At 35.7% G+C, this 13,435-nt stretch carries 10 protein-coding genes; 1 reads left to right on the top strand and 9 read right to left on the bottom strand.

Going from position 1 to position 13,435, the window contains the following annotated elements; genetic code table 11:
- From BLE01S_RS16505 to yicI, 5 genes are all read right to left on the bottom strand, one after another.
- The coding region (locus BLE01S_RS16505; RefSeq protein WP_157419507.1) for an FAD-binding oxidoreductase at window positions 1-557 on the bottom strand (557 nt) is incomplete at its 3' end.
- A gap of 488 nt (window positions 558-1,045) precedes the next feature.
- Window positions 1,046-1,870, bottom strand: a complete 825-nt coding sequence (locus BLE01S_RS16500) for a carbohydrate ABC transporter permease (RefSeq protein ID WP_066144900.1) — start codon at window positions 1,868-1,870, stop codon at window positions 1,046-1,048.
- A complete protein-coding gene (locus BLE01S_RS16495; protein WP_066144898.1) occupies window positions 1,867-2,730 on the bottom strand; it encodes a carbohydrate ABC transporter permease in 864 nt (287 codons plus the stop codon). Before BLE01S_RS16495 ends, BLE01S_RS16500 begins: the two co-directional genes overlap by 4 nt.
- Before the next feature lie 78 nt (window positions 2,731-2,808).
- Window positions 2,809-4,086, bottom strand: a complete 1,278-nt coding sequence (locus tag BLE01S_RS16490; protein ID WP_066144896.1) for an ABC transporter substrate-binding protein — start codon at window positions 4,084-4,086, stop codon at window positions 2,809-2,811.
- 69 nt (window positions 4,087-4,155) lie between these two features.
- A complete protein-coding gene (gene yicI, locus BLE01S_RS16485; protein WP_066144894.1) occupies window positions 4,156-6,468 on the bottom strand; it encodes an alpha-xylosidase in 2,313 nt (770 codons plus the stop codon).
- A 174-nt stretch (window positions 6,469-6,642) separates the two neighbouring features.
- Between yicI and BLE01S_RS16480 the strand changes: the two genes are divergently transcribed.
- Window positions 6,643-7,530 (top strand): AraC family transcriptional regulator, encoded by an 888-nt coding sequence (locus BLE01S_RS16480; RefSeq protein WP_066144892.1) that lies wholly within the window; start codon window positions 6,643-6,645, stop codon window positions 7,528-7,530.
- Window positions 7,531-7,697: 167 nt separating this feature from the next.
- Here BLE01S_RS16480 and BLE01S_RS16475 read toward each other — a convergent pair whose 3' ends face one another.
- The 4 genes from BLE01S_RS16475 to BLE01S_RS16460 form a co-directional block, all read right to left on the bottom strand.
- On the bottom strand, window positions 7,698-8,759 hold the full coding sequence (locus BLE01S_RS16475; protein ID WP_066144890.1) for a sugar ABC transporter substrate-binding protein: 1,062 nt from the start codon (window positions 8,757-8,759) through the stop codon (window positions 7,698-7,700).
- Window positions 8,760-8,783: 24 nt separating this feature from the next.
- Window positions 8,784-10,490, bottom strand: a complete 1,707-nt coding sequence (locus tag BLE01S_RS16470; protein ID WP_066144888.1) for a methyl-accepting chemotaxis protein — start codon at window positions 10,488-10,490, stop codon at window positions 8,784-8,786.
- 169 nt (window positions 10,491-10,659) lie between these two features.
- The gene (locus tag BLE01S_RS16465) at window positions 10,660-11,835 is read right to left on the bottom strand and encodes a sugar ABC transporter permease (protein WP_066144885.1); all 1,176 of its coding nucleotides are present in this window, start codon (window positions 11,833-11,835) and stop codon (window positions 10,660-10,662) included.
- A 12-nt stretch (window positions 11,836-11,847) separates the two neighbouring features.
- Entirely contained in the window at window positions 11,848-13,368 is a 1,521-nt protein-coding gene (locus BLE01S_RS16460) for an ATP-binding cassette domain-containing protein (RefSeq protein WP_066144882.1), read from the bottom strand.
- Window positions 13,369-13,435 lie beyond the last annotated feature (67 nt).

Here is a 13,435-nt window from a genome sequence, read left to right as displayed (position 1 = left end):
TCCCCCCCCCCCCCCCCGCAACAAGCCCAAAATAGATCACTATTTTCACTTTTATTTGCTTTAATAAGTTCTCCATTTGCACTTACCATTTCAATTTCAATCAAATTATCACTAGTAAGTCCGAATGGCCGTGATAACATACCAATTCCCCCACCGAGTGTAAGACCAACTATACCTACACTACTTTCGGTACCTGCTGGAATGGTCATACCATATTTCCATAATTTATTATATACTTTCCCTAAGTTAGCTCCTGCTTCAATTTTTGCGGTCATCTTCTTGGAGTTAATTAAAATCTTGTTCATTTCACTAACATCAATGACCAAGCCACCAGTGATTAATGAGAAATTTTCATAACTATGCCTGCCGCTTCTTAATCGAAAAGGTACCTTATTTTCTTTTGCCCACCTTAATGCATTTAATATATCTTCTGTTTTTTGACAAAAAACAATTTTACTAGGAAATTTTGAGATGCTTAAATTATTATTTATTCTTGCACGTTCATATTCCTTATCATCAGGAGTAACGATTCGCCCTGTAAGCTTTGTCCTTTCCAAAACATAACCCCTTTCTCAAGTGTGTAAAGTTACATGTAACATATTATGCAAAACCCTTGAGAAGGACGTGTGTTGAATCACCATGATTGACTAGGTGTTTTACACAGCCATAGCGAATAATTTTGTATTTTACGTTTCACAGGAATGTCCCTCTTTTTAGCATACACAAACAACCTATGTATACATTAATGATGATAATGAAAAGGCATATACGAGAACACCGATGAAATTATTGCATCAAACTTTAATATAATGTTACCCGGTGATTTATTAAAATGAGGTTAAATGGCTCCACTGGGCTAATCTTCAGTCGTAGAGAAAAGTGGAAAAATCTTGTCAAGGAATCTTAAATATCTAATATTTTACAAAAAATGTAATCGAAATGTTTTTCATAATCAGATTGATAAGAGTGATACTGATGACTTTGTCTATTACCTAAGAAAAGACACCTCAAGAGGTGTCTTTCAATCATAAAATATTGCCAACTCCTATTTCACTGCACCATCTGAGATTCCTTTTATAATGTATTTTTGTAAAAACATATATACAACGACAATAGGGATAATCGCTATGATCAATGCAGCTAGCGCTAAGTGCCATTGTTTGGAATACTCCCCAAAGAAATAGAACATTTTTAGAGGTATTGTGTACATCCCATCTTTATTGATAACTAAAGATGGTAGTAAATAATCATTCCAGAACCAAATGGCATTTAACACAATAACTGTTACCGTCGTTGGCTTCAGAATTGGCAAAATGATATACCTAAATACTTGGAATCTATTACATCCATCAATGATAGCTGCCTCATCTAATGCGATTGGTATCCCTCTGAGCGCACCAAAGTATAAAAAGATGGATAAACTCGAAGCTAAACCTAAATACATAATCATCAACCCGAAACGATTTAGCATGTCAAAACTTCCAAAGATAGATATAAGGGGAATCATAATCGATTGAAATGGGATTAACATACAAATAGCAAAGATAAAATAAATGAGCGAGCTTGTTCTTCCTTTTCTACGGGACAATGCATATGCCGCCATAGACGCGCAAATGCAAATGAGAAAAATACTTGATACTGTGATAATTAAGGAATTAAAAAAGCTTGATACAAAGTCCAATGCTCCAAACGCTTGAGGATAATTTTCAACCGTCCCTTCGGAGGGTAAACCAAGTGTATTAACAAAAATTTCCGCCTTCGTTTTAAAAGAATTCACTATAACTAAATAAAAAGGGTAAAACCAAAAAAGTGATAATACCAACCCAAGCACTATATATCCGTATGTTTTGGTTTTATTTTGTGTAATCATAAGTCAGTCTCCCTTTTTCTCGTGAAGTAAAGTTGGACTACTGAAATCACGGTAATAATAATTAAGAAGATAATTGCTTTTGCTTGAGCATAGCCCATTTCCTGTACTTTGAATGCGGTATCATATATATTCATCGTTACCATTTGTGTCGAGTTAAATGGCCCACCAGCTGTCAATGCCATATTCTGATCATATACCTTGAAGGCGTTAGATAAAGTAAGAAACAAACTCACCGTAAATGCTGGTGCCAGTAACGGAAATTTAATCTTCCAAAATTTTTGCCAACCATTGGCACCGTCAATTGTAGATGCTTCTAATAATTCATCTGGGATACTATTTAAAAAGGAGATATAAATGATCATAATATATCCACCCATTTGCCATATGAAAAGAATGACCAATCCCCAGAAACCTGTAGCAGTATCAGATAACCAACCCTTAAAGAACTCTAAACCAGTTAGATCAGCTATTCCCTCAAATGCCTTCAGATAAATAAACTGCCAAATAAATCCCAAGATAATACCACCAATTAAGTTAGGCATAAAAAATATTGTTCTAAAAAGGGTGTTAAGTCTCCCCATTTTCTGCGTAACAAATAATGCCAAAAGTAACCCTACAATATTAATTCCAATAACGGACACAACGGAGAATCCTCCAGTAAACCAAAGACTATAAAGAAACTGGTCATCCTTCAATAATTTGATATAGTTGTCAAAACCAACAAATCCATTTACTTGAAAACCATTATATTCTGTAAAAGAATAATACACACCTTGTATAAAGGGAATGACTAATACGATTGTTAATGCTAATAGACATGGTGCTAGAAATACCCAATAGGTGAGACTTTTCATTTTCATCTTTACTCACACCCCAAATTAAGAAATAGCTAAATGGAGTTAAGATTGACTCCATAACTCCATTTATTGTAATAATTATTAACGCATTTCTGTATATTGCTTAATCGTTGTTTTTTCAAGTTCATCCCATTTAATATCACCATTTAAATACTTTTGGTACTCTGGGAATAATGCAGTTGAAGAGAATCCATTTGGATATTGATTATGTGCCCAAACGCTTGATTTTCCATCGAGTAACATTTGATACACTTCTTTTGATACAGGATCCTGCATGCTTTCAATATCATAGCCATCATGTGCAGGTATATATTTGAATTCATCTACTATTTGTTGTTTTCCATAATCAGAGGTGTACATCCAGTCGACGAAGTCCTTAGAAGCTTTTACTACTTCTTCGTCCTTTTCTTTATTTATACCCCAGAACCAAGAAGGACCAGCACTAATAAATCCTTCCTCATCACTCTTTACAAATAGCGGTAAGATCCCTAGTTTCTCCTTAGAAAAGTCTGGATCTATGCTATCAAGAGAAGGAACGATCCAGTTTCCTTGGTGAATAATTGCTACTTTATCATTCGTGAATAGCTCCTCAACAGACGTACTGTAGTCGAGCGACAAAATCGGTTGAACATTATACTGATTCACTAAATCTGTATATTCTTTCAAGCGACTTCCATATTTAAAGTTTAATTCGCTAGCTTCATAGGCGATCTTTAAATCATTCTCAAACTCAGGAGCGGTAAAGTGATTTGAAAATTGACTAACGACCCAATCCTCTTTCCCACTAAATCCGAATACAGCTTGTAACCCAAGTTCTTCTTTTTTGCTATCAATTGTTTCAACGGCATTAACAAAATCACTGTAGCTAGCAATAGTAGATGGGTCTACTCCAGCAGCTTTAAAGATTTCTTTGTTAATCATCCAACCAAAACCTTCAATATTTAATGGAATTCCATATGGTGTATCCTCGATTGTTGCCCCTTGTAATGTGCCTTCAATTGCTGTTTTTGCCGACTCCATATCAGATACGTCTAGTAAATACTTTTGGTACTTCTCCACATCCGATAGGCCACCTAATAAAAATATTGATGGTTCCTCATTGGAAGAAAACTTTGCCTGTAAAGCAGATGATGCATCTTGTCCACCACCAACAGTAGTTAACTTAATGTCAACGCCTTCATTTTCGCTTTCATATTTTTTAATCAATGCATCTAACTGATCCTTCGTTTCTACTTTAATATTAAATACATCAACAACTACCTTTTTTCCACCACCGCTACTCCCACCAGAGGAACATCCTGCTAATAGCCCAATAACTAAAAAAACAACACCTAATCTTTTAATTAAGCCTTTTTTCATTGTTTCTTACCTCCGATATTTTATTGGTACTAGATTGGCTACTATACAAGTAGCCAATCCTTGTTCAATCTACAAAACAATCTCTAATTTTTGTGATCCTTGAAGTCTAATTCTCGCTCCGTTCGAACTCGTTTCTATCTCCCCCGCAGATGCTGAACTGATCGCTTTATAACAGTTTAGCAAAATCGAATAAGCGAGATCTTCCATATTTGTTTCAATCGTTATTTTGTTGTCCTTTTTTATTGCTTTAATATCTCCTTTATAATTACCATCTACATCGGTAACAAAAGTGCTTGCTTCTTGCCCATCCTGTAATTCATAGATTTCAAAAGTAACATTTTTTGAAAAGTCATAATCCGACCGACTATTTTGGTCTCCTATAGCTAAAATAGAATTTTCTCTTACATATAATGGGAGACTCATATAATCATAGTTTTCCTTTTTCCAAGACCCACCTTCAACGACTTCTTTCGTCAGTAAGTGCGTCCATCTTCCATGTGGCAAATAATAAGTGCCCAAGCCATCCTCATTCATAATGGGTGCAACTAACAAACTACCACCCAACATATACTGTCGATCCAATACATGCGCATTTGGGTCATCCGCAAACTCCAAAATCATTGGTCGCATAACCGGGATGCCCGTCTGATTATTTTCAACAGATGTACCATATAGATAGGGCATTAAACTGTTTTTTAATTTAGAAAAGTGCTTGGTTACTTCTACCGCTTCTTCATCAAATAGCCACGGAACACGATAGGACGAACTGCCATGCAAGCGACTATGGCTTGATAACAAACCAAAGGCAATCCAACGTTTAAATAAGTCTGGGGTAGCTGTACTTTCAAATCCACCAATATCATGACTCCAATAACCAAAACCAGACAATGATAACGATAGACCCCCTCGTAAGCTCTCTGCCATGGATTCGTATGTCGCATTACAATCACCGCCCCAATGAACTGGGAATTTCTGTCCACCGACCGATGCGGATCTGGCAAACACAACTGCTTCACGTTTTCCTCTCTCTTCCTCCAATAAATCAAAAACAACTTGATTATATTGGTAAGCATAGAAGTTGTGCATACGCTTCGGATTCGAGCCATCATGATAAACTACGTCAGTTGGTATTCTTTCGCCGAAGTCCGTTTTAAAACTGTCTACCCCCATATCTAGCAAGGTTTTTAATTTTGAGCGATACCAATCACATGCACTAGGGTTAGTAAAATCAACAATGCCCATTCCTGCCTGCCAGAGGTCCCACTGCCAAACATCACCATTTGCCTTTTTCAATAAATAGCCTTTATTCGCAGCCTCTTCAAATAAGGGAGACTTTTCTGCAATATACGGATTGATCCATAAACTAATTTTCAATCCTTTTTCTTTCAACCTCTTTATCATCGCTTCCGGTTCAGGGAAGGCATCTCGATCCCATGCAAAATTACACCATTCAAACTCTTTCATCCAAAAACAATCAAAATGGAACACACTTAGTGGAATATCTCGCTCAGCCATACCATCAATAAAATGATTGACTGTTTCTTCATTGTAGTCAGTAGTAAATGAAGTGGTTAGCCACAATCCATAAGACCATGCTGGTGGGAGAGCAGGTGTGCCAGTTAATTGTGTATAATTACTTAATACTTCCTTTAAGCTTGATCCACCAATAATGTAGTACTCGATCATTTCCCCTTCTACACTGAACTGGGTTTTAGAGACTGCTTCCGATCCTATCTCAAAGCTTACATTCTCCGGATGATTAACTAATACACCGTACCCTTTATTACTTAAGTAAAATGGTATATTTTTATATGATTGCTCGGAGCTTGTCCCACCATCCTCGTTCCAACTTTCAACCAATTGGCCATTTTTAACATAAGGAGTAAAACGTTCGCCAAGACCGTAAATATTCTCACCGACACCTAAGTTTAATTGACTACGCATATAACTCTCTTTTTCAGGCCCTTGAATCCAAGCCACTCCCTTTGGATCGACCTTTGTTAGAACTTGATCATCGTGATAAAAGGTGATTTTAAATGGTTCGTGTGAAACTTCTACCCGAACATCCCCACTCTTAAAGTTTGTTTCTCCCTTTGTGTTAACAGCTCCTAGTGGAATTAATCCTTGCTTCACATCAAAATTAGGTGTTTGACTCACTCCGCCTTTATGATGCCACGCCCGTACTCGAATAACATTTTCCATCGAAGAAGATAGTTGGATAGTTAGTGAGGGAGTATTTAATGTATCACCTCTATGCCGAATTTCCTTACATGGTGCATAAAGCGTTACCATTTTATCTTTTATAGATACATCACGAACATTATGCGCATGATGAATATCAAATCCTTCCCTAGTAAGCCAAAACCCATCAGTAAATTTCATTTAAATCACTCCTCATTGTCTAGATTGGCAGCGCAATCATTATAGTTTTTATTATTTAACGGTTCTAAATTATTTACTAATTAATATGATAACGACATTAATTATGCTTTTCTTGCACAATCACGACATTAAGTAACACAATTCTGATATATTAATAAAAAGGTGATGATCATTGTGGAAAAAGAAACGTTATTGGAGGCAAGAGTACACGGAGATTCTATGTTTCCGTTCCGTCTATATATGGTTGACTACCTAGATGGAAATGTCATATTTAATATGCATTGGCATCATGAGATTGAGTTCATTTATGTCGAGAAGGGACCTATTCATTTTCAAATCGGCACTAAGCAATACACGCTTGCTGAAGGTAGTGGTTTTTTTATTCCTAGTGAACAATTACACGGAGCCTACCCTTCCGGTAATTCTTCATTCAAACTCCACGCAATTGTTTTTCATATTGATCTATTACGGAGCTTTGGCTATGACTTAATTGAAAGTAATTATTTAGAAGCTGTTAGAAATTTCTCTGTCTTTCACTCCACCCTCTTGACGCCTGACAATAAAGATGACAGGGATATGTTACACATACTGAGGAATATAGTAGAGACCCATTCATCTAAAACCCCTAGCTTTGAACTTAAGCTAAAAGGATACTTATTTTTACTATTCTCAGAGATTTTTAGAAAAAAGGCATGGAAAAATAATGAGCAAATTTCCAAACGAGATATAACGAAAACAGAATTATTAAAAAGGGTTCTACAGTATATTGAAAAGCACTACAAACAAAAAATAACCGTGTTAGAACTCGCTTCTCAAATTCAGATGAGTGAAGGACATTTTAGTCGGTTTTTTAAATCCTTAGTGCGAATGACGCCAATGGAATACATTAATAACATTAGAATTAGCAAGGCTTGTATATTAATAGAAAAAACTAATCGTAAGATGTTAGATATTGCCTTAGATGTCGGTTTTACAAACCAGAGTTATTTCATTCGGTTATTTAAGAAACAAAAGGGATGCACACCTAAGGAATTTAAATTAAAACTGGATAGGGAGGTATGATGGATCATAAGGAAACATTCAACGCTTCAGTAAAATGAAAGGGAGAGCATACGATGCTTTTTGGGTAGGTATAGGTAAAAGCTTTCCCTATGCTAGCATTTCAAAAAATAAAAAGAACTTCAATAAACTTGAAGTTCCTGTTTCAAACATTATCATAGAAGCCTTTTTTATTTATATACTTCCTCCTCAGTTAAATATCCATCCTTTATCACTGTGTCCACTATATTATCTTTTGTCACAGCAACAGGTTCAAGCAATACAGAAGGGACATCTATTTGACCATTATTAACTTTATTGTTGGTATCGATCTGTTCGCCCTTCCCTACCTTGATAGCCATTTCAGCCGCTTCGGCTGCTAAAACTGGAATAGGCTTATAGACAGTCATTGTTTGAGTACCTTCTATTATTCTATGAATTCCAGCCAATTCAGCATCCTGTCCTGAAACAGGTATTTTTCCAGCTAAGCCAATAGTAGATAATGACTGAATAACACCACCAGCTGTCCCATCATTCGCAGCGATCACCGCATCAATTTGGTTTTTGCCTTTTTTCAACGCCTCAAGCATATTTTTTTCTGCAATTTTAGGTTCCCATTCCTTCGTATATTGATCATATACTAGATTGATTTCCCCTTTATCAATAAAAGGCTGCAACACATTCATTGCCCCTTGACGAAACAATATAGCGTTATTGTCGGACTCAGCCCCACCAATATATGCAAAGCTTCCTTTAGTTACTTGATTCAATACTTCCGTTGCTTGTATTTCCCCCACTTTTTCATTATCAAAGGAAATATAATAATCTAATTCTGCATTTCTGATTAATCGATCGTAAGATATAACCTTAATTCCAGCTTTATGTGCTAGTTTGACTATGGTCGCAGATACTTCAGCGTCATGTGGAACGACAACTAAAACGTCTGCTCCTTCGTCAATCAATAATTCGGCTTGTTTAATTTGGACATCGTCTAGTCCATTTGCTGCCAAGGTCTTCACGTTTCCACCTAGACTAACGATGTGTTCTTCAAATAATGCTTTGTCTTTGTACCACCGTTCATCCTTTAGCGTATCTAGCAAAAAACCAACATAAATCTTTTTTTCATCCGATGTCAACTTAACATTCGTACTTGCTGTAGATTTTTCAATCAGACTAGCATTAGAACAAGCAGTATTTACTAATAATGTTAATCCTATAAAAAATCCGATGATTATTTTACTTTTATTAAACATGCAATTCTCCCCCTTTCCTATATTTTAAAGTTGAAATTTATTGATCATAGCATTCATACGTTCTACCATATCCGTTAATTTTTTAGCACTTGATGAAATATGATTGACCGCTTGACTTTGCTCATGCATCGTTGCAGTAATCTCCTCAGTGCCTGCCGCGGCTTCTTCTGAAGCAGCTGCAACATATTCTATTGCTTCATTAATTTCTTGGCTCGACTGTTGAATTTCTATGAACACAGCTGAAATATTTTTAATTCTATTCGACATTTCTTCAACTTTGTCATTAATATTCATGAATTGTGTACCTGATAATTCAATTTGCTTTGTTCCCTTATTTACCTCCAGATAGCCACTGTTCAATTCACTAGCAATATTTGTCGTTTCTTTTTTTATACTAAATGTAATAGAAGCGATATTTTCTATAGAATTCGTTACCTCTTCTGCCAACTTTCTAACTTCTAAAGCGACTACAGCAAATCCCTTACCGGCATCACCAGCTCTTGCTGCTTCAATAGACGCATTTAAGGCAAGAAGATTCGTTTGGTCAGCTATAGATTTTATAACACTCACAATTTCCGTTATAGACTGAGTCCTCTCTTCTAATGTCTTCACATTGATGACTGAAATTTGGAAGACATTATTGATCAACTTCATTTGTTTTAAAGACTCTCTCATCTGTCTGTTACCATTGGTGGAGACATTCAGAACTTGGTTAGAGAATTGAACCAATTCTTCACTATGCGCATTTACAGCTAAAATTTGATCAGTTAACCCTTGTGTATTCTGGGATATATTTACAGCATTTTCTGATTGAGAGCCCACTCCAGTCGCCAAATCCTCAATCGTAATAGCCACTTGTTCACTACCACTGTTAACCGCTCTCGATGCTGTAAACAACAATTTGCTTTGATTATCAACCTCAGTCGACAGGCCGGAAACCTGAGCAATCATATCACGAAGGCTTTTTCCCATATGATTTATTGATTTTGAAAGTTGACCAATTTCATCCGTTCCTACATACGTAAGCTCATCCACATTTAACTTACCACTAGCAATTTCTTCACTTCTTTCTACAATTTTATTTAAATGATTCCTTATCTTCCTACTCATGAAAAATATGAAAAAGAGTGAAATAAAAATGGAAGCAGCCGCTGAAAAAACTAAAACTAAATTAATCTTCTTTAGGTCTTTTTGAGTGCTATTAAGCGCTGAATTACTAGAGCTAGTCGCCCACTCCTTTAACTCTTTTCCTAATGCCACTGTTTCGACTTTTAGAGCGTTTGTCTCTTTTTGTAACCGCTCAAATTCATTTACGTTTATTTGCTGTACATTTGGAACGACCATACTAAAGAAATATTGATCTAGCTGATTGTTATTTTTAATAATCTTATTAAAAATGGTAAGTTGCTCTTTAGGCAATTGTTGTTTTAGGCTTTTTGCCTTTACCGTAAACTCTTTACTATAATATAAATAATCATTTAACTTACCGTCATCTGATAATATGATATATTCCGGAATTAGAAGATACTTCTCATGATATAGAGCCACTATGTCTTCCGCCTCGGATGATATTTTATTTTTGATGATAGTAGAATCCATATATTTACTCGAATTATTTAAAAATGAATAGGTAATCAAAATAGATAGAAGGAATGCAACAACTATAATTAAAAAAATGATCGTATATTTTCCTCCTATTTTGATATTATTCCATCTGATCTTACTTAGCATATGACCACTCCTATCCGCCATAACGATCGAATACAAATCCTCTACAGCATGTATCAGTATGACTTATCATTTGTTGTCTTAAATTGTATCTGTATACTTTAATTAAAAAAATAAAATGCCAACTATTAAATATAGCTGGCTCCTTTTCTTCATCATTCAAAATAGGCGGTTATGCCCTTTGTTTACGAGTAAATACGTCAAAGATAACCGCCAAGGCCAATACGCCACCACGGATAATATATTGAGGTGCAATTCCTACACCCATCAAGTTCATACCGTTTGTTAGTGTAGCCATAACGAGGGCACCAATAATTGCTCCAGTTACTTTACCAACTCCACCTGCTGCAGAAACACCACCAACAAACGCCGCTGCTATTGCATCAAGTTCAAAAAGCGTCCCGGCAGTCGTTGTAGCGGATTGTAAACGAGAAGTAAACAAGATACCGGATAGTGCAGATAACATTCCCATGGAACCAAATACAAGGAATGTAATTTTACTTACATTAATTCCACTAAGATGGGCTGCTTCCGGGTTGCTCCCTACCGCATAAATATGCCTTCCTATTACAGTCTTTGTTGTAATAAAATGATAGACAATAACGACAAGAAGGATAATAATAACTGTCCATGATAAGCCGTTGTAGCTAGCTAGAACCCAGGTAATATAACCAATAATGGCTGATACAAAAATTAATTGTAGAATAAATATTTCTTTAGATACAACTTCAAAACTATATTTTATTTTATTTTTCCTATTTTTTACTGTACTAAAAATATAAAAGATAATCGCCAGTGCACCGATTATTATGGATAAAAGATGTACACCATTAATTACTAAAATGGATGGAATATACCCATTGCCAATAGCGTTGAATGCATCATTATTAATGATAATTGTTCCAGTCTTCTCTGTTGCCATCAGAATAGCCCCTCTATAAATAAGCCATCCGGCAAGTGTAGCAACGAATGCAGGAATCCCAACTTTAGCTACTAAAAAACCTGTAATCGATCCAGCGGCTATTCCGAGAATGAGGATAATAGGAATGACAATATAAATTGGCCATCCCAATTGCATAAGTAATATTGCTGCAAGAGCACCAAGGAATCCAGCTAAAAACCCTATGGATAAGTCAATATGTCTAATCACTATAACTAGCATGACACCTACAGCTAAAACCGCAATATACCCTGCAGAATCTAGTAAATTACTTATATTCCTTGAGGACATAAATAGGCCATCTGTTAGAATTGAAAATGTTACCATAATAACAATTAAAGCAATGTACATCCCATAATCACGAATATTATCCTTAATTAAATGCTTCGCTTCATTTAATAGTTTCATATTATTGTCCTCCTATTGCGTAGCAAGTTGTATAATTTTTTCCTGATCAGCTTCCTCAGATGACAACTCACCTTTGATTTCTCCTTCTGCCATTACATAAATGCGGTCGCTCATCCCAAGAACCTCACCAAGTTCTGAAGAAATCATAATAATACTCATACCTTGATCTATTAGTTCATTCATAACTGAATAAATTTCAAATTTCGCACCAACATCAATCCCCCTTGTTGGTTCGTCTAATATAAGTAATTTAGGACCTACAAACAGCCATTTACCTAATGAAACTTTTTGTTGATTGCCACCGCTCAAATTACCTACTAGTTGTTGCAAAGATGATGTTTTAATACCTAATGAGCCTTTATAATGATCAGCAATATTAATTTCTTCATTTACATTAATAATCCCATTTGAAGAGATTCCCTTTAAATTTGCTGCAGTAATATTATTCTTAATATCCTGTAATAAAAACAGACCATCACCTTTTCGATCTTCCGTCACATAAGCAATTCCTGATTTTATGGCCTGGCTAGTATGTTTAAAGTTGACAGGAATCCCTTCCACCAATAGACTCCCTTGTAACTTATATGACTTTGAATTACCAAAAATACTAAGGGCAAGTTCTGTTCGTCCTGAGCCCATTAATCCGGCTATACCAACAATTTCTCCTTTTCGCACATGTAAGTCGATATCCTTAGAAACATTGCGTCCCAGTTGAGGATCATAGGCAGTCCATTTAGATAACTCAATAACTTTTTCACCCAAAACCTTTTTCTCTCTTTTCGGGTAAATATCCTCAATTTCTCGACCGACCATATTCTTGATAATTGCACCTTCATTTATCTCTCCCTTAGAAGCGTCCAGTGTGCAGATCGTTTCTCCATCACGGATAACGGTTGCCTTATCTGCAATAGATATTACTTCCTTCAATTTATGGGAAATCATAATACAGGTAATCCCCTGCTTCTTTAATTCCCGCAATAACTCTAATAGGTTTTCACTATCGTCTTCATTCAGCGCTGCTGTCGGTTCATCTAAAATAAGCAACTTTACATCTTTGCTTAAAGCTTTTGCAATTTCGATCAACTGTTGTTTTCCTACTCCTAAATCTTTAATTAGAGTTTCAGGAGTTACTTTCAGTTTGACCTTATCAAGCAGCTTTTTCGATTCAACAATGGTTTTGTTAAAATCCAATATCCCGCTATGATTAACTTCATTGCCTATAAAGATATTTTCATAAACAGAGAGGTCCGGAAATAAAGCAAGTTCTTGATAGATAATAACGACCCCCGTTTCAACACTGTCATTAATTTTGTTAAATTGTTGCACTTTATCATTGAAAATGATGTCCCCCGTGTACGAACCATATGGATAAACACCACTAAGTATTTTCATTAAAGTAGATTTACCGGCCCCATTTTCACCAACTAGGCAGTGAATCTCTCCCTTTTTCACTTTAAAATTGACATTACTGAGCGCTTTGACTCCTGTAAATTCCTTCGTAATCTGTCTCATTTCCAGAATATATTCGCTCACTGTTTTACCTCCTCAACAAACAATATGACAAGCAGGAGATAGTGACAGATTTTTTTATCCATCACTA

The organism is Lederbergia lenta NBRC 16444, assembly GCF_001591545.1.
In the GTDB taxonomy this organism is placed as follows: domain Bacteria; phylum Bacillota; class Bacilli; order Bacillales; family Bacillaceae_C; genus Lederbergia; species Lederbergia lenta.
Note: the sequence above shows the minus strand (reverse complement) of the source record. Positions and strands in the feature narration are given on the sequence as shown.

Coding starts and splice junctions, on each gene's coding strand:
- BLE01S_RS16500 (WP_066144900.1), bottom strand. CDS start 1,870: ATGATTACACAAAATAAAACCAAAACATACGGATATATAGTGCTTGGG.
- BLE01S_RS16495 (WP_066144898.1), bottom strand. CDS start 2,730: ATGAAAATGAAAAGTCTCACCTATTGGGTATTTCTAGCACCATGTCTA.
- BLE01S_RS16490 (WP_066144896.1), bottom strand. CDS start 4,086: ATGAAAAAAGGCTTAATTAAAAGATTAGGTGTTGTTTTTTTAGTTATT.
- yicI (WP_066144894.1), bottom strand. CDS start 6,468: ATGAAATTTACTGATGGGTTTTGGCTTACTAGGGAAGGATTTGATATT.
- BLE01S_RS16475 (WP_066144890.1), bottom strand. CDS start 8,759: ATGTTTAATAAAAGTAAAATAATCATCGGATTTTTTATAGGATTAACA.
- BLE01S_RS16470 (WP_066144888.1), bottom strand. CDS start 10,490: ATGCTAAGTAAGATCAGATGGAATAATATCAAAATAGGAGGAAAATAT.
- BLE01S_RS16465 (WP_066144885.1), bottom strand. CDS start 11,835: ATGAAACTATTAAATGAAGCGAAGCATTTAATTAAGGATAATATTCGT.